At 37.4% G+C, this 19,074-nt stretch carries 12 protein-coding genes and 1 tRNA gene; 9 read left to right on the top strand and 4 right to left on the bottom strand.

The window, feature by feature from the left end; genetic code table 11:
* The first annotated feature begins 436 nt into the window (after positions 1 to 436).
* Positions 437 to 1,279 carry a histidine phosphatase family protein gene (locus FD16_RS11150; protein WP_010623153.1) on the top strand — a complete coding sequence of 281 codons (843 nt, stop codon included), beginning with the start codon at positions 437 to 439 and terminating at the stop codon, positions 1,277 to 1,279.
* A gap of 71 nt (positions 1,280 to 1,350) precedes the next feature.
* Here FD16_RS11150 and FD16_RS11145 read toward each other — a convergent pair whose 3' ends face one another.
* Positions 1,351 to 2,325 carry a LacI family DNA-binding transcriptional regulator gene (locus FD16_RS11145; protein ID WP_010623154.1) on the bottom strand — a complete coding sequence of 325 codons (975 nt, stop codon included), beginning with the start codon at positions 2,323 to 2,325 and terminating at the stop codon, positions 1,351 to 1,353.
* A gap of 229 nt (positions 2,326 to 2,554) precedes the next feature.
* On the opposite strand from FD16_RS11145, the gene FD16_RS11140 reads away from it, so the two are divergent.
* The 6 genes from FD16_RS11140 to FD16_RS11115 all read left to right on the top strand — a co-directional run bounded on the left by FD16_RS11140 (position 2,555) and on the right by FD16_RS11115 (position 9,181).
* The gene (locus tag FD16_RS11140; protein ID WP_010623155.1) at positions 2,555 to 4,240 is read left to right on the top strand and encodes an alpha-glucosidase; all 1,686 of its coding nucleotides are present in this window, start codon (positions 2,555 to 2,557) and stop codon (positions 4,238 to 4,240) included.
* Between the two features lie 108 nt (positions 4,241 to 4,348).
* Positions 4,349 to 5,620, top strand: coding sequence for an SLC45 family MFS transporter (locus tag FD16_RS11135; protein WP_235804814.1), 1,272 nt, complete (start codon positions 4,349 to 4,351; stop codon positions 5,618 to 5,620).
* A 145-nt stretch (positions 5,621 to 5,765) separates the two neighbouring features.
* Positions 5,766 to 6,209, top strand: coding sequence for a MarR family winged helix-turn-helix transcriptional regulator (locus tag FD16_RS11130; protein WP_010623157.1), 444 nt, complete (start codon positions 5,766 to 5,768; stop codon positions 6,207 to 6,209).
* Positions 6,210 to 6,228: 19 nt separating this feature from the next.
* Positions 6,229 to 7,620 (top strand): MFS transporter, encoded by a 1,392-nt coding sequence (locus tag FD16_RS11125; protein WP_010623158.1) that lies wholly within the window; start codon positions 6,229 to 6,231, stop codon positions 7,618 to 7,620.
* Between the two features lie 98 nt (positions 7,621 to 7,718).
* Complete coding sequence (locus FD16_RS11120) at positions 7,719 to 9,059, top strand: MATE family efflux transporter (protein ID WP_029508449.1); 1,341 nt, start codon at positions 7,719 to 7,721, stop codon at positions 9,057 to 9,059.
* A 51-nt stretch (positions 9,060 to 9,110) separates the two neighbouring features.
* Positions 9,111 to 9,181: transfer RNA gene (locus tag FD16_RS11115), tRNA-Gly, on the top strand.
* A 661-nt stretch (positions 9,182 to 9,842) separates the two neighbouring features.
* On the opposite strand, the gene FD16_RS11110 is transcribed toward FD16_RS11115, so the two are convergent.
* The 3 genes from FD16_RS11110 to FD16_RS11100 all read right to left on the bottom strand — a co-directional run bounded on the left by FD16_RS11110 (position 9,843) and on the right by FD16_RS11100 (position 11,325).
* Positions 9,843 to 10,058: an Arm DNA-binding domain-containing protein gene (locus tag FD16_RS11110; protein WP_010623160.1), complete on the bottom strand. Its 216-nt coding sequence runs from the start codon at positions 10,056 to 10,058 to the stop codon at positions 9,843 to 9,845.
* Between the two features lie 152 nt (positions 10,059 to 10,210).
* Positions 10,211 to 10,888, bottom strand: a complete 678-nt coding sequence (locus FD16_RS11105) for a DUF3862 domain-containing protein (protein WP_010623161.1) — start codon at positions 10,886 to 10,888, stop codon at positions 10,211 to 10,213.
* Positions 10,889 to 10,944: 56 nt separating this feature from the next.
* A complete protein-coding gene (locus tag FD16_RS11100) occupies positions 10,945 to 11,325 on the bottom strand; it encodes a PH domain-containing protein (RefSeq protein ID WP_010623162.1) in 381 nt (126 codons plus the stop codon).
* A gap of 1,241 nt (positions 11,326 to 12,566) precedes the next feature.
* Between FD16_RS11100 and FD16_RS11095 the strand changes: the two genes are divergently transcribed.
* Both FD16_RS11095 and FD16_RS11090 read left to right on the top strand, forming a co-directional pair.
* Positions 12,567 to 13,187 (top strand): response regulator transcription factor, encoded by a 621-nt coding sequence (locus FD16_RS11095; protein ID WP_010623163.1) that lies wholly within the window; start codon positions 12,567 to 12,569, stop codon positions 13,185 to 13,187.
* A gap of 291 nt (positions 13,188 to 13,478) precedes the next feature.
* On the top strand, positions 13,479 to 19,074 hold a 5,596-nt coding region (locus FD16_RS11090), incomplete at its 3' end, for a mucin-binding protein (RefSeq protein WP_156403254.1).

Here is a 19,074-nt window from a genome sequence, read left to right as displayed (position 1 = left end):
AATCTATCAGTACCAAATATTGTAGAACCACAATTGATGTGTGTAGCTCTCTTATACGTTAGGCTTCAGTGTTGTGGAGCACGTAACTGCAAGAAAAAATAAACGATCGGTCTTTGACAATTGATGTGTGTAGCGCCCTTATACGTTAGGCTTCAGTATTATGGAGCACAAAATCGAGCGTCCCAAAAGAGACGCTTTTTTTAATATATTTGTTAAACAAATTACAAAATTTCAATTACCATAATCAATACTCCATAAATAATTAATAATGATATTTCAGCATATTAACAATCAATCCATTATATGAATTACTAATATAACAGTAAGTAAAAGGATTTACTTTTTAGCAAAAAAAGATTGACACACAAACATAAAACGCTTACATTTAGATTGTTGCTGAGATGTTCTATTTTTAACAAAAGGGGAGTATTTGGATATGCAAAATACTGTTAAAAAGCATTTTGGAATCAAAGTTGTTACAGCATTTGCTGGTTTACTGGCTGGTGGAGTTATTTTTAGTAGTCAGGCACCTGCACAAGCTAGCTCGAATAAGACGGTCACAATTTACCTGACTCGGCATGGTGAAACAACAGCGAATGTCATGAGTAAGGTACAAGGTTTCAGTGATTTTCCACTAACCAAAAATGGTGTTTCGGTCGCCAATGATTTGGGCTATGGATTGAAGGGTACCCACTTTAAGAGCGCCTACACCGGTAATTTAACTAGACAAGAAGTTACTGCTGATCACGCACTTGATCATTCAGGTAATTCTAAGGTTAAAATTCACACAACTAAGAATTTGCGTGAAGGTGGTTACGGTAGCTTCGAAGGTGACAGTATCCAGGCTGATAACAACAAGATCGCTGGAGTTTATGGCTACTCTAACGGTGATGAATTTATGAAGCAAACTGGCAAAGATTACTGGAATAAGCTACAGGATGCTTACTACAAGCTTGATCAAGAAAATTCTCAGAATACTAAGCTAGTAAAGAGTGACCGAGCCGAAAGTTCCAAACAAGTTCAAACTCGAATGACTAAGGAATTAAAGACAATTGCCAAGGATACATCAAAAGATGGTGGTGGTAATGTGTTAGTAGTTAGTTCCGGTATGTCGATTAACGAATACCTATCGACTTTGAACACCAAGAAATATACCGGCGCACCACTAAAGAACGCTGCCGTAACGAAGTTAGTGTACAAGAACGGTCACTTTACCGTTCAAGGACAGATTGGATCGCTTCATTACGTTGACAAGGGTGCCAAGGCAGAATCAAAATAAAGAGCAATAATTTACTCAGCAACAGTCTAAATTATGGCAAAAATCACCCGTCTTGGAGGACGAGTGATTTTTTATACCGATTGACGCTTCAAAATCTGGTATTTGACGATACTATCTTCGTTAAATTCTTTATTAATAATTTTCTGAACTGCCAATTGCCCCATTTTCGCAAATGGCTGATTGATAGTTGTTAGTGCTGGCGTGACAATCTGTGCAACATGTGAGTTATCAAACCCTAGAACTGCTAGCTCCGCTGGTATTTTAATGTTGTGATCATACGCGTAAGATAATACGCCTGCAGCAGCGTCATCACTGGCCGCAAAAATAGCGCGGGGTGGATTACTGCTGGCGAGCAACTTACTAGCTGCTTTAAAACCAGCATCGAATGAGAAGTCACCTTCGACAATATAATCATTATTTACAGGTATGTTTGCGTCATTCATAGCGTTTCGATAACCTGTGATTCGTTGCAATCCGGTTTGTGGATCGTTGGAATCAACGCCGACTAGTGCTGTTTTCTGATACCCTGATTCGATTAAAAATTTGGTACCATCGTAAGCCGCTTGAACATCATCTATTTTAATCGATCCATGGTCAGGCACAGATACGTTTAGTGAAATTAGCGGGATTTGCATTGAATTTAAATAATTTAGATTATCATTATCAAATTGGACGGCCACCGATATGATGCCCGTAACTTTTTGTCCAGCCATTAAATCTAAACAGAATCGCAGCCGTTGGGGGTCATTTTGACCACAGTGAGCAAGTAGAATGCGAATGCCATTTTGATATGCGGAGTCTTCAACGCTATCAATAATTGGGGAGGCAAAACTACTTTTTGAATCAGTAATAATGACTCCAATTAAATTTGATTTTTTCCCTACCAAATTAGATGCATATTCATTTTTTTGATAGTGTAGGGATGCGGCAATTTTCTCAACCTTTATTTTAGTTGCTTCGTTGTATCCACCAGCATGGTTCAACACTCGTGAAACGGTTGAGGGGGTGACTCCAGCCTGCTTAGCAATATCTTTAATAGTTGCCATAAATTAGCCTCCGTTGTGATTCTAAAATAAATTATATCAGTAATTGACAATAAAAGGTAAGCCATCTATAATATCAAATGTAAGCGGTTACTATAATCGCTGATTATTTTTGCAATTCAGCTCAAACGTTTGCGTAAACCGCAATATTTATCGGTAATTAACAGTTACCGATAAAAAAATACGCAACTACTCAAACGTTTGCGTAAAACATAGGAAAGGAAGCTTTGCCATGAAACAAACTGATCAATACTGGTGGCAGAATGCTGTTGTTTATCAAATTTATCCTCGCAGCTTTCAGGATAGCAATGATGACGGCATTGGTGATCTCCGCGGGATTATTTCGCGTCTTGATTACATCAAAAAACTAGGTGCCGACATTATTTGGCTCAATCCAATTTATAAGTCGCCTAACGTGGATAATGGCTATGATATTAGTGATTACCAAGCAATTCACCCGGATTTCGGGTCACTTGATGATTTCCAGGAACTACTTGATAAAGCACATGAACTTGGTTTGAAGATCATGATGGATTTGGTAGTTAACCATTCGTCCGATGAAAATAAATGGTTTGAAGAAAGTCGTAAGGGACCAGATAATCCATATCGTGATTATTATATTTGGAGGGATCCAGTCGATGGTCATGCTCCCACTAACTGGGGATCATATTTCTCTGGACCAGCTTGGCAGTATGACGAGCAATCAGGACAGTATTATCTGCATTTATTTGCAACGAAGCAACCTGATTTAAACTGGGGAAATCCTAAACTACGACATTCTGTTTATGACATCATGAACTGGTGGGCTGATAAAGGTGTCGATGGCTTTAGAATGGATGTTATTAATCTTATCTCAAAACCTGAGAAGTACGTCGATGGCGAGCTGAATGATGGTGAGCCATATGCCAATGTTGAACCGTTAGTGGCAAATGGGCATCGAGTTCATGAGTTTTTGCGGGAAATGCATCAAAACGTCATGGACAAGCATGACTTAGTAACGGTCGGAGAAACGCCTGGCGCTACTATTGATGATGCGAAACAATATGCCAATTTAAGTCAAACTGAGCTTAATATGGTGTTTCAATTTGAACATGTTTCTCTGGATGGAAATGCTAACCCGGCATTTGGCAAGTGGGATGATCGGCACGTCACGCTGAGTGAAATTCGAAGTAGCTTGTCTAATTGGCAGACTAAACTCGGTGGCAAAGCCTGGAATTCACTCTACTGGAATAATCATGATCAACCAAGAGCTGTTTCTAGATTTGGCAATGATGATCCTAAATATCGGGTTAAGTCAGCCAAGATGCTCGGGACCATGCTTCATTTTATGCAAGGGACCCCTTACATTTATGAGGGTGAAGAAATTGGTATGACTAACGCCCATTTCCAAAGTTTATCTGACTATCAAGATTTGGAAACTATCAATATATTTAAGCAATTGGTGACTGATGGAAAACTCATCGACGCGGAGACGATGATGAAGTACATCGCATTTCATTCACGTGATAATGCCAGGACACCAATGCAATGGAATGATAGTCAGAATGCCGGCTTCAGTACTCATCAACCATGGTTAAAGGTGAATGCCAATTATCCTGATATCAATGTTGAGAATGCGCTCGCAGATCCAGACTCTGTTTTCTATTACTATCAAAAGTTAATCAAATTACGTCATGAATTACCCGTTATCACTAATGGTAAATTCGGAGTTTTACCAGGTAATGATCAGGATCAAGACGTGTTTGTTTATACGAGAAAGAATAATGATACAACACTATTTATCATTATTAATTTTTCCGATAAGCAGTTAGAAAGGCATTACGAGTTGCCAGACGCCAAAAAAATTATCATTTCAAATTATGACGACGACAAGAATGATGAATTGAGACCATACGAAGCAAAAGTTTATCAATTTTAGGGGATGACGATCGTGGAAGTAACGCAAAAGGGAAATAAAAAGGATCAAGTTGTTGATACACCCAAAAAGGCTGGATTACCAACGTTGCCGATCAGCACGTTATTTGCAATGACTTTCGGTTTTTTTGGAGTAAACATGGCGTTTTCATTGCAGAGTTCACAGATGGGAAGAATCTTTCAAACAATCGGAGCGGATCCAACCAAATTAGGCTTCTTCTTCATTTTGCCACCATTAATGGGAATGATTGTGCAACCATTAGTTGGTAAATATTCAGATTTAACGTGGACACGATTTGGTCGGCGAATGCCGTATCTACTGGTAGGAGCACCAATCGCCGCACTTGTGCTAGTGCTGTTGCCAAATGCAGGGTCATTTGGATTTGGTTATGCCTCACTAGCTGCACTATGGTTTGGCGCCATTGCCGTCTTATTCATGGATCTATCATCGAACGTCTGTATGCAGCCGTTCAAGATGATTGTCGGTGATATGGTTAACGAGGACCAGAAGGACTTTGCCTGGTCATGGCAACAAATTTTTTCTAATATGGGAGCCATTTTGGCGACGTTATTACCATTTGTGATGACCATCATGGGTGTTTCTAACGTTGCTAAAAAAGGGACCTTGCCGCATTCAGTTATCTGGACGTTTTATATTGGTGCTGCCGTACTACTGTTGACTAGTATTTTTACTATCATTAAGGTTCGTGAGTACAATCCCACGGACTATGCACGCTACCATGGCGTTCAAGAAACTGATAATCAAGAAAAAGTTGGATTTGTTGAATTGCTGAAAGACGCACCAAAGGCATTTTGGCAGATTTCACTGGTACAAATGTTTTGCTGGTTTGCGTTCCAGTATTTATGGACTTATGGTACTGGTGCCGTTGCCCAAAATGTTTGGCATGTTGCTGATCCATCAACGGCAGGTTATCAGGCCGCTGGTAACTGGTTCGGTGTGTTGTCGGCGGTCCAAGCAATTGCAGCCGTGATCTGGGGGATGTTCTTGGCCAAGACTAAGCCTAATCAACGTAAGATGATGTACCGACTGGGTTTGATTCTTGGTGGTATCGGATTTGCTTCAGTTTTCTTAATTCACATTAAACTGTTGCTGATTGTGTCATTTTGTTTAATTGGGATTGGTTGGATTACGATGAATTCAGTCCCGTTCGCGCTTCTCACTACCGCACTTGGTGGAAAGCATGAAGGTGCCTATCTTGGATTGTTCAACTGCAGCATTTGCTTACCGCAAATTATTGCATCGGTGGCCAGTTTTGCGATCTTCCCGTTAATCGGCAAATCAATGCCAGGGATGATTCTTTTAGCAGGAGTCGTCTTTGCAGCAGGGTCACTGTTTGTTGGACGAATTAAAGAAACGGCATAATTGTCTTTGAAAAATTTTATAACTTTGAGAAAAGAGTTTGTAGATCCTTCAGCCAGGATTGACAAACTCTTTTTTTTGCACTTTTAATATTTTGATGCTATGATACAGGCATAGTTCGTACACGAACTATATTAGGAGGATGGTTATGCAAGTTGAGAATACAGTTGGATTTGAACTGAAGCAAATGGGAACATTGGTGACTCAAAATATGGAGCGGCATTTAAAAAATTCGAGTATTGAGAATTTATCCGCGACTCAAATCTGGGTATTGAATTATTTGAACGAGAATCGTAACAAAGAGGTATTTCAAATCGACATTCAGAATGCATTTAGCTTTAAAAAAGCCACAGTGAGTGAAGTGATTAAACGCATGCAGTATAAGCGGTTGGTTGATTTAGTTCCATCGGCGACTAAGGATCGTCGTTTCAAACAAATCGTTTTGACTGATAAAAGTAATAGCTACGTGGAAAATATTGACAAATTTGTCCAAAATTCAGAGGAAAAATTTTATCAGGCGTTGAGCGATGAAGAAATTACCCAATTTAAAAAAATGGCTGGTAAAATCATTAACGTTTTAGGTGAAGATTAACGGATAAAGGGGTGTTTAAATGAGTAAAGAGCAGGTAAACAACCCATTTTTGGTTATTTTGGGTGTGTTAGTAATAAATTTTTTAGGCCTTTTTTCTGAAACAGCATTAAATATTGCCTTACCACAGATTGGCGAGAGTTTTCACGTAAGTTCTGGTCAAACACAGTGGTTGATTTTGGGTTACACAATGGTCATCGGAATCGTTCTGCCAATGACAACACTGATATCTAGGTGGGTGAGTGCAAAATCAATTTTAACATTTGCTTCAGTGGTCTTTATAATGGGTGCAATTATTGCCGCTTTTGCGCCAAATATGACATTGCTGTTAATTGGCAGAACAATTCAGGGAGTTAGTACTGGCCTGTTTATGCCATTGTTATTTTCTATTACACTACTGGTGTACAAGAAAAACAAAATTGGGACAGCGATGGGCATAATCGCCGTAGTGATGAATTTTGCTCCAGCTATTGGGCCTTCACTAGCCGGGGTCATTATCAATTATCTGTCTTGGCGATGGATTTTTATCATTTTTGTGCCAATTTCGATTGTGTCACTGATTTTAATTATCAGGACTGTGCCCAATGTAATTAAGCAAACTAAGCCTAAAGTTGACACAATATCCGTTATTTTTTCCATTACTGGTTTTGGTTTCCTAATAACATCCGTCGGAATGTTTAGTAATTTTGGCTTTGAAAAAATTAGCCTTTATCTACTACTGATAGTTTCAATTATATTTGTTTACATATATGTCAGACGTCAGCTTAAACTAAGAAATCCAATTTTAAATTTTAAAATCTTTAAGTATCGAAAATATGCGATTTCCGCAATCATTGTCAGTTTGAACTTCGCAACAGTAATGGCTGCCATGTATATCATGCCGCAGATGCTTCAAAGTGGACTAAAATTTTCAACGATTACAGCAGGTGTTATTTTATTACCAGCTGGATTAGTTAATGCTTTTGTATCAATGTTTTCTGGACATCTTTATGACTCATTTGGGGCGAAAAGGTTGGTTCGTATTGGGGCGTTAATTACATTGATTGGTGCAATTATGCTGTTAAAAATTACGGCAGAATCTTCACTAGTTTATGTGATTATTACAGATATATTGTTGATGGGTGGCTCAGGATTATTGCTATCGCCTGCGCAAAGTTATGGATTGGGTGCCTTAAGCGGGGCAGATTCAAACGATGGCAGTACAATTATGAATACTTTTCAACAAATATTAGGTGCATTATCCGTTTCTATTGCAACAACGTTTTTGATCGTTGGATCGAACATGAGCGACAGCAATGTGAAATGGTTGAAATACATGGACGGCGCCCATTTTTCATTTGTTTGGGTGGTTATTTTAGCAGTTCTGTTGGTGTTTTTCTGCTTTAAAATTGAGCAGGAAGATATGAGTTCATAAAATGGAGCATCATCGAAATTTTAAATTTGTACCTACAATTTATCATCTTAACTGTGGTAGTATAATGTTTATCGTGTAATGTTACGGGGGATGATAGAATTTTAGAACTGTTCGAAAAAGCACCAATTCCAAAAGCATATTTTAAATTAGCGTTACCAGTAGTCTTGGGAACTGTGGTTTCGATGATTTATAACTTAACTGATACTTTCTTTGTTGCACAAACACAAAATGCTAACCTAGTAGCCGGCATAACTTTATGTACACCGCTATTCTCAATGATGATCGCGCTGGGTGATATGTTTGGTTTAGGCGGTAGTTCAGCAATTTCACGACTGTTAGGGCAAAGAAAGTATGACTTAGCCGGTAAGGTTAATAGCTTTTGTTTTTACGGAGCACTAATTTTGGCCGCGATCGTCACAGCGTTATTATTTGTCTTTAAACAACAAGTGCTTGGCCTGCTAGGTGTTACAACCGCTACATATCAATACGCAGCTATTTATTATGAGATCATGGCCGCAGCAGTCATACTAATTATTGTATCCTTAGTTCCAATCAATACTTTAAGAACTGAAGGGTTAGCAACAGAATCAATGATTGGGACAGCGTCAGGAACAATTTTAAAAATATTTTTAGACCCACTATTTATTTTTGGATTCCACTTAGGGGCTGCCGGAGCCGCTTTAGCAACTGTGGTTGGATACTTAGTGACTGATTCGATTTTAATTGCTTACACGATCCACCGTGCAAGGTATATTCATATTCATATCCATAAGATGAGGATACCAGGAATCGAAATTAAAGATGTGTTAATGATTGGAATTCCAGCGTCGGTAACCAACTTTATGACGATGCTTGGAACTGCTCTAATGAACAATTTCTTAATTGTTTATGGAGCTAATAAAGTGGCTGGATTTGGGATAGCAACTAAAGTTGAAACAATTGTCACGATGGTTCTTGTCGGTTTTTGTTTTGGATCGCAAGCCTTGATCGGATATAACTATGGCGCCAAGAACCGTGAGCGACTCAAAAAAATTATTCAATTTGATATTTTAGTGAATGCAGGATTTGCATTTATCATTGCTTTAGGATTGATTGCGATTGCACCATGGCTGTGTGGCTTATTTATGAAAGATCAGGGTGTTGTTGATGCAGCAAGTTATATGTTGCGCTGGTTCTTACTAACGACGCCATTTATTGGAATTTCGTTGGTATTCACAACCATGTTTCAATCTGTTAACCAGCCATTGGACGCTTTTGCTATGTCGATATCTCGACAAGGTGTCGTCTTTGCGATTGTCATTTTTATCGTGGCCAACATTCTTGGATATCAGGGTGTAATTGTGTCACAACCAATTGCTGATGTGATTACGGCCGCATTTGGTTTTATTCTTTATCGTAAAGATTTTGGCAAGAATGGTCGTGCGTTTCGTAACTGGTAATAAAATGTCATTCACATATTTGAGCCGCTATGCTATACTTATTGGTGCATTGCGAGTGTAGTTTAGTGGTAAAATCCAAGCTTCCCAAGCTTGTGTCGCGGGTCCGATTCCCGTCACTCGCTTATTAGTACGGTTAAAAGTAGATTCAAAAAATAAGAATCCTGTTAAATCAACGTTTAGCAGGGTTCTTATTTTTGTATAACGGGTTAAAAAAGTCATATGTGTTTGTACACTTTTTGCACACTATTCTGAGAAGATAATGCACTGGTATCATTGTTTTTAGTGCTAGTTCCAATCTTGTTTAGTACCGACTCAAGTTGATTATCACCAAGAACTTTTTAATTGTTTATTAGATATGAATAGGTGCGAATCGTTATGGTCATATCCACGTGACCAAGTCGCAGTCCAATATAAATGGCAACTAATATCATATATCATTATGTGTAATGATAGTTCAAATCGTTTATCAAATAGTCGCTTAGTTTGTTGATCTCGTTAATAAGCATATATTCAATTTTTCATGTTTTATCTGGATCATATATTTCGTGACATTTTCTGTAAAATATTTTTTTATTACGTCATCATATATAACACTATGTATACAGGCACGAACATGAGCGTTTATTAATAGTGGCTTTATAATGAGTAGCGTCATATTGCTTTATGAACGTTTGATAGTCATGTCGTGAGATTGCACCAATTGGAGTACTAGAAAAGTACTTATCTAATACGTTAATCGTACTTTCATGAGTCATTTTTGTTTGTTTAGATATCGATGGTTCTTTATATGATACCAATCACGAAAATAAACTGAAAAAATGTTGAGTTGTTCACGGTGATTTCTCCATTAAAGGACTGTGTCTGCATATCTGCAGCATAAACCTGTGCTTCACGTTTAGTTTTAAAGCCACTTTTTGATTTAGTTCGATGTTTTCCAAATTTATCTGTATAACTAACATGAACTTGCCATAAATTTCCTCGTTTTTTTATACTTGCCATATTAATCAAGCCCTTCGTTGGCTTGAAAGGCAGTACTTTATAACGTAAAATGAGTATACGAAAAGCACTGCATGAATTTGCGTGTTTGTCGACGAGTTATATTCCAAACTTTGGACGGTGAGGGGATATAGCTCTTTTTTTATTGTGAGAATTTATTCCATACTGCTTTGCGTTTTTCCAGAAACTACACCATTGGTGAACGTAATGTTGAAGTTTGCTCCAGCGTTGCCTTTAACACCAGAAGTATATTCCCAAATATCTGATGTTGTGCCCGCAATGTCAGTATAGTCATAGCCGTTAGGCTTTCCTAATTGTTTTTGCACATCTGACTGTGAAGTCCCATTTGTAATGGCGTTGAACTGATCAAGAGTAATCTTACTGGAACGATTTACTTTTAATCCTGTAATTGCTTTTGTTATGGCATGACCATTAGAAAAACCAATCGCAATATTTGAAGTGATATCTCCGCCATTCACACCATCCCAGGTGTCAACGTCAGATTTAACATTTTGGATAGTTTGTGTTGACGTTGAATCTGGCTTTTTCCCGAATGAGCTTTTAATGTCTTCCAAAGTAGATCCGTTTGATTCTGATAGATTAATTGCGTCAAATTTGGCTTTTGTAATCCCGCTTGCTTTTTTACTTGAGCCTGTTGAACTTGATGAATTTGATCCTGAAGTGTCTGACTTGCTACTAGTTCCTGATCCTCCCATTTGTGATCCGACACCGATGACAATGATAATTACAAGTATCCAAAACCAAATTCGTTTGTAGAATGGCTTCTTTTGCACATAGGTCTTACCGTCATCGCCTTTGATCTTCTTAGACATAAATATTCCCCCGATATTTTTCAGCTTTTAATGTCGATCAGATTTGGACATGGATTTTATAGCATTTCAATTAGTGAGACGCCTTGTTCTTTACGTTGTTCATTAACAAGTCCTCTAATCACATTTGCAATTTGATCAGCATTCTTAATATACGGAAGGACTTGTATTGAACCATCACTGTTTGTCAAAATTAATTTACCACCCGAAATGAGATTAATTTCAGCGGAAGCATTTTTAACACGATATAAATCTATATTTGTATATCGTTGCCTAATTACACCACTTTTATGCAGGAGCGTTCCGTTAGATTGCAATTCGTATTTTGTTAGATAAATATTAATTGCAATTATGATTGATGGAATCCAAGCGAGTATCCAACTCCACAATAATGAAGGTATGACCGCTCTCCAATCTTTTTGTACATCTATATTGTTCATTATTTTTTTCTCCTCGCTGTTGAAATATATTGATCATCATAGTGCATAGATACATTCGATACTTTTTTGGATTGCCAAATTTTTTGACCTTTATATCTAAGACTTTTTGAGTAAATGTCAAAAATGATTCGGTTTATGCATGTACATTTTTATTATTACCTCAGACAAACTCATTTCAATCAACTCCCCGCATTTCGTCTTTTAAAGTCTTCATATTTTGAATTTACACTAAATTTTTAAATATTTGTGCAATTATGCAAATATGAAAGATATTCCTCGTTCCAAAAAAATAATACCCTTTTAACTTGATATTTATTTTGCTTATCTTCGGAAATATCTCTATCAACGTTTGTTGCAATAATATTTGTTTACATTTTTTCGCCTTCGTCGTAATCAGATACTTCTAGCAAATAAGAATTTGTCATGTACCTTACTTCGGAGAACTTATTAATTAATTTATGAGTGAATCATCTAGAGAAAGACAATTTTGCGAATAATGTACTACTATTAAATTCAGTTAGTGCCAGTATTTTAACTTTTTGAAGTTGCTTAATAATTTAGCAACTTAGTTGACTCACTTCATATAAGTCATTACTTTTATAATTATAAATAAATTTTCTTTAAAAATAAACAATATTTTTGTAAATGTAAGCAGTCAATTTTCACTCTTGAAAATGGTCATAGCAAAATAGTGTACACGTCAATAATTGTTCAGAATGATATTCTATTTGAAAAAAATTTAAAAAGAGAAATTTTTTAAATTACAAGGTAATTCATGTCCCCCAGTTTCGCTTTCGTAGCATTACTGCAAATATTTTAAGAAGATACTGTAAGGATTAGCAATGAACTAATTTAATAATGTGTATATCAATAATTTATAGCCCATATGTACATAATTGAAATATTTCTATTATATTACGTTTATACACCTTGAGAAAATTCAATATTTAAGCCGTGTATAATTCAAAATAGTAATAAGGGTATAGAATCGAGGCTAACACAGGGTATTGTTGAAAGGTTAACTCCATTTTTTTCATTTCCCTGTCACATCTTTTTAATTTTTACGGTGTGTAAATATAAGTTATGAGATTATATTTGGCCTCTATCGGTTCTTTCCGTTGAGACCTTTTTTGTTTTTTTAAGATTGAAAGGTGGGATAATCACATAAACTGATAGTTAGGGGAAAACTAATAGGTTATGGAGCAAAAGCATGACATCAGATGGGCTTGGGGGCGTGCCGCATGGTAAAAGTTATGATTGTAGACGATCAACCGATTTACAGATTAGGATTGAGAACTGCATTTAAAACAAATTTAGCATTTGAAGTAGTCGAAGAAGCAAGAAATGGACAAGAGGCATTAGATTTTTTAGAACAGCATAATGATGTGGAAGTAATTTTACTCGATATAAAGATGCCTATCATGGATGGCATAACAGCATTAAAAAGCATCAAAAAAAAATTCGCTAATATTTGCACGATAGTTTTAACTTCATACGAGGATTTAAACGACTTTAATGCGGCGATGAAATTAAATGTTAATGGATTCTTGCTAAAAAATACTGATGAAGATGAACTTTTTAAATCGATAAATGAAGCATTACAGGGTGAGATTACCGTAAGTCCAGAGTTAATCAAGGATTCGATTGCTGCTCATGAAGTAATCAGTGAACTTGGTCGTGACGATATTGGCATTATTAAAGAAATTGCTAGTGGTGCACGTAATTCAGAAATTGCAAATAGTTTTCATCTCAGTGAAAGAACAATTAAAAGTCATTTGACAAATATCTATACGGTACTGAAGGTATCATCTAGAACTCAAGCGGTAGCGAAGGCTATCCATTATGAAATTATAAAATTATAGGGTAATTACTATTAATTTTATATTATTTAACAATTGATAAATAAAAATAAAGGGCATTAATAGATAAGTGCCTAAAAGGGTATGCTAATATGCCCTTTTGTACGATGAATTTATGGAAAGATTAGTTTAGAATGAAAGCGGTTAGGTAAATATAGTTGCTGTTTGGTACATCAATCCATTTAATATATTGTAATTTTTAATTTGGGGTGGATGCTTTATATGAAAATGTATCAGTACATTAACTATATATGACATGTTTCAATGTATTAATTTATTGAGGAGGAATTAATCATGAGCAACAAAAAAGTTCGGGAGTTGCAACACGATACAGGAGATATAAAAGAACATTATAAGATGTACAAGGTCGGTAAATTCTGGGTATATTCGGCTATTTCGATGATCACATTTGGTATGGGGGTAGCATTCTCGGCTGGAACAGGATTTGCTGACACCACTACTGATAGTAGTGCAGCAAAATCTGCTAACAACAGTAATTTAAATAGTAGTGGATCAGCTGTTTCACTGAGTTCTAGTACCAGTGCGTCTAGTGCGGGCAATTCAGATAGTACAGAGGCTACTTCGGCAACATCAACGACTTCTGCATCAAATTCCGCCGTCACTGCTGGTACCAGTGCGAATACAGATACAATTTTAAATACATCTGCGGTAAATTCTGGATTAGGTAACTCAGCTTTTGAAAGCACTCCATCAAGTACTTCAACTTCGGCCAATGCGGTTGCTACTTCTAGTGAAAGTGGTGCAGTTAGTGAAGAACCAATAGCAAACACGAATAGTTTGAGTACAAACGTTAATAGTACTGGAGGCTCGGCAAATAACGTTGCTAGCACAGTATCAAGTTTGACTGATTCTAGTGCTGCTGGAGTTCAAAAAGTAGTTAATATTAATGCAGATGGATCGGTGGAAGTGACTCGTGCTTTAGCAGCCTCTACGAGCGGTTCTATTCAATATACTTATAAAGATGAATCGGGCAAGGAACTTGCATCGAGTCAAGTATTCACCAGTGGTCAAAATCAAGCTGGCTTTGGAGATGCTATGCAAGAACCGGTATATATTGAAGGCTATCAACTTGATTTAGAGAATTCTGAATTTACAATGGATTGGGGGTTTGGCACTCCGACTGTATATCCATTGGGTGGAGAACCAGACGGTGGATACTCGTTAATTCAGGCCGCCGAAGCTATTTCGGCAGGTAATAACATTGTTAGTGCAGCCATTGCACTGCTTGCCGGTGGTAAAAATTTGGATACATCTGGTTACGATTTATCAACACTAAAAGGAATGCTTCAGTATTTTGGTGATGATATGGGGAAAGCTGGTTTAGCATCGGTATCCATTGACTATGTTTATGAGAAATCTAATGCAGAAATTGTTGGAAATACCCAAACTGTAAAAGTTGGAGACAGTGTTCCGTCACTCGCTTCATTCATTGAAAGCGCAAAAAAGGATGACGGTTCTTCTATTGCTATTTCTTCAATCACGTCTCCAAACTATTCAGAACTAAGTACCTCAACACCAGGCACATATACAGTTGAACTAGAATACTTTAATCCTGATACTTATGAATATATTAATGGCGAAGCAACACTAATAGTTGAGGATGATTCAGGTACAACAACTGACCCTGGCGATGGTGGTACAACTACCACAACACCAACCGATGTTTCGGAGTCAATTTCAGGAACAATCACAGTACCGTATACAGGAAGTGTTCCAACAGAATCAGCGATTGAAAACGGTTACGAAACTGGAGATTTAACATTGACTTTGCAAGGTGTTAATGATGATGGTTCAGACTACACATATGAACTAGCTTCCGGTGACTTTAGTTTAGATACTGATAATGTGACATCTGGCAACGCGGGATCATATACTGATGCATTCCAGTTAACAAAGGCCACTAAAACCGCTATATTAGCTGATTTATTGCAAGATGATAAATTGAGTGATGCCAATTCTGATTCACTTCAGAGTCTTTTGATAGGTGACACAGTCATTGTCGGTGGTACTTTGGTAATCGAAAAACAAGTTGCAACTGTAGATCTTTCTGGTCAACTTGAATCCACATATGCGGGTAGTGAAAGTGATACTTGGTCAGCAATTGAAAGCGATTATGCTACTGGTAATGTATTGACAGCAACAATTTCATTAGATGGAGATAATACTCCATATACTGTCCAGATTCCTCTTAAAGATGAAAACGGTAACGAGTTATTTGAGTTTAGCGACAACGCGGAAAATTTTGATGCAGGTTCATATAATGATGAATTTGTGTTAACGGATGCAGGGGTGGCTTACATTGAAAGTCAGCTTGAATCTTCAAATGGTTCAATTGATTGGAATGCAACTACATTAAGTGACACAAACGCAGGTAGCGTGATTGGTGGATCACTTGAAATTCAAAAACAAGATGCTACTGGAGTTTTGAGTGGTCAAATTACAGAAAATTATACTGGTAATGAGACCGATACTTGGCAGGAAATTATCAGTAATTATGGGCAAACAAATGAACTTAAATTTACTGTCAGTGTAGATAATGTTGAATACAACGTTGAACTGCCATTACAGGACAATTCAGGTAATAACCTATTTGAATTTATCAGTACAGCCACTAATTTTGGTGTCGGAACGTTTGACGGTGAATTTGTTTTAACTGATGCTGGTATAGCTTACGTAAAGGATCAATTAACTAATAAAAATAAGGATATTAGCTGGGGCAATACTACGTTAGCTGATGTCATGCCAGGTGGGACACTTATAATTGGTCAGCAACAGGCAACTGTCACAATTGGCGGTCAAATTGCAGCAGACTATGCAGGAAACGAGACGGATACATGGAATGAAATTACTAATAACTATGGTTCTGATAATGGGTTAACAGTTAATGTCGCACTAACTGGAGATAGTAATGATTATAGTGTGGTTCTTCCGTTAGTGGATAGCAGTAACAATAATCTATTTGAATTTAGCGATAATGCGACTGATTTTGATGAAGGATCATATAACGATGATTTCACACTAACTGCAGCCGGACTAGCTTATGTAGAAGATCAACTCAAGAAGACATCTTCATCAGTTAATTGGGATGATACTAATTTAAGTACAGCCAGTGCCATTATTGGTGGACTTTTGGTTATTAATGCAATTACTGTGAGTGTGACCTATGTTGACGTTGATCCAAACGCAACAACAGATTCTAAGAATAAAGCTTCAAAGAATAATTCTTCTATTAAAGTAGGTGGATCGTCTGGAAGCCTAAATCTGGACATACCAGCTGGATTTGTGCTGGCCAATGGTAGTGATGCTGATTCAGTTGACTGGAATTACACAGATTTAAAAGCTTCTAACTTTGTCATTGAGATTGATTTAGTTCATGACAAAAAGTCTGAGAATGTAAGTACCACAAGAACGATTAATTATGTATTTGCAGATGGTAGTCAAACAACTACTGAGAAAACTAATACAGTTGAATGGACAAAAACTACAGATCAAGTGACTAATGATGTAACGTATGTCGCTCAAAATGGTCAGAATACTTATCCACTTGAAGAAACTCCTGTGGTAAATGGCTATACAGCAGATAAAGATGAAGTTACGGCAGAAGAATTTAGTACCGATAGTCCAGTTGATAATATCGATAATGAAACGGTTACTGTCACATACTACAAAAATTCAGATACAATCGCACCTGGGGATGATAACAGTAGTATTTATGAGCTTGAAAAAACTGTGACTGAACAAATTAGTTATGAGGGTGGCCAATACGACGATCAAACAGCAACAGTTGAAAGTGTTAATCTGTATCGTACGGTTACAGTAACTTATAGCTATGATGAAGATGGTACCCAAAATGTTGAAGCAGTTGCTTATTCGGATTGGACGACTAATTCAAATGGTATCAGTACTGGAAATGAAACAGTATTTGACGCCATTGATGATACAACCCAGGCAACTCTGAGCAATGGTAACAAGATTAGTGCATATGCGGATGAAGCGGGGTATTCGAAGAGTGTAACCGGTACTACAATTGGTGTTGTTACCACAAACACTAATAATGATGTCACAATCATTGATCTAGTTAATATCGATGAAAAGGATTTGGTTGTTCGTAACATAAACTACACTGCAGATACATTTACACCAGAATATAATCCAAATAATCTTACTTTAAGCCGTGTTGTGAACGAATATGTACATTATGCTGGAGATGGTGTTGCTGATGGTACTCCTGATGTATTGGTTGCAACGACGACTTTGTATAGAATAGCTGAGGTAAATGATGATGGTGGGGTAACATATAGTGATTGGACCGACGAGAAAACCGCAAATTCTTATACTGGTAAGGCTTTTGAAAATAACATAAGTAACCAATCAACGGTTATATTTTCATCAATTGATGAGACTACTGAAAAAGCTGATGATAGTGGACTAGTTATTAATACTGATGGTGGCTATAGCTGGTCTGTTACGGCCTTGGATGGCCCGGATACACGTGCAGATAAAAATAAGGGATTTAATTCAAATATTACCTTAGCAAGTTTTAGTCGTACTGATGAAAATGCACTTAATATTATTAGGACAGTCACCTACGTCAGTGTTAAAGCCGATTTAACTGTTACTTATGTGGATAATGATAACAGCAAAAAGGTAGTTCAAACTATTCCATTGACAGGTGTAATTAACGCAACTGGAACTTATGAGGTTGATGTACCTGATGGTTATGCATTAGCACCTGGTCAAAGTGACACTGTGGACTATCAGTTTACAACTGATGATAGTGATGACATAACCGTGGAATTAGTGCATGCGACAACAGATATTACACCAGATGACACAACGACTGGAACACCAGATTATGATGAAACGCATAAAGATGTCACGATTCAAGTAACTGGTGATGCCCATGCAACAATTAGTAATGGTGATCAAACAATTCATTACACTCGAACAGCCACAAAAGATGATGTGACCGGCGCATACTCGAATGAAACTGACTGGACAACGAACGATAATCTGGAGACGGTTGGAGTTGATGTAACCAATGGTTACACGGCTAGTTACAGTGATGGATCAAGTAATGCAGCTGAGTTGAATAGTCATATTGCGACAGCGGTTAATGCGGCCGCAGCGGATGAATCAAATGATGCGACAGCATTAAGTTATCAAGTCACAACTAGTGCAGATGAAGCAACATTAAAAGTAACTTACGAAGATATTACGGACCCTGACAATTCAGTTGAAGTCACGACTTCAGATACAAGTTTGACTGGGAACGTTGATGGAACCGGAACTTACAACGTAGTTGTGCCCGATGGTTATGCATTGGCAAATAATCAAAGTAGTACAGTGGACTACAAATTTACAGCTGATGATAGTGATAATATAACTGTAAACTTAGTGCATGCGACAACAGATATTACACCAGATAACACAACGACTGGAACACAAGATTATGATGAAACGCATAAAGATGTCACGATTCAAGTAAATGGTGATAACCATGTAACAATTAGTAATGGTGATCAAACAATTCATTACACCCGAACAGCCACCAAAGATGATGTGACCGGCGCATACTCGAATGAAACTGACTGGACAACGAGCGATAATCTGGAGACGGTTGGAGTTGATGTAACCAATGGTTACACGGCTAGTTACAGTGATGGATCAAGTGATGCGGCTGAGTTGAATAGTCATATTGCGACAGCGGTTAATGCGGCCGCAACGGACGAATCAAATGAGGCCACAACATTAAGTTATCAAGTCACGACAAAAGAAGTCTTTACTACAACTGTTACCAATGATCCAGATGGTGGCACCACAACCACCACAACAGACGGTCATGATGAAGTCACCGAAATCGTGAAGA

The organism is Paucilactobacillus suebicus DSM 5007 = KCTC 3549 (genome assembly GCF_001434475.1).
In the GTDB taxonomy this organism is placed as follows: Bacteria; Bacillota; Bacilli; order Lactobacillales; family Lactobacillaceae; genus Paucilactobacillus; species Paucilactobacillus suebicus.
The sequence above is the reverse complement of the archived record's forward strand: the minus strand, read 5'-3'. Positions and strand labels throughout refer to the sequence as shown.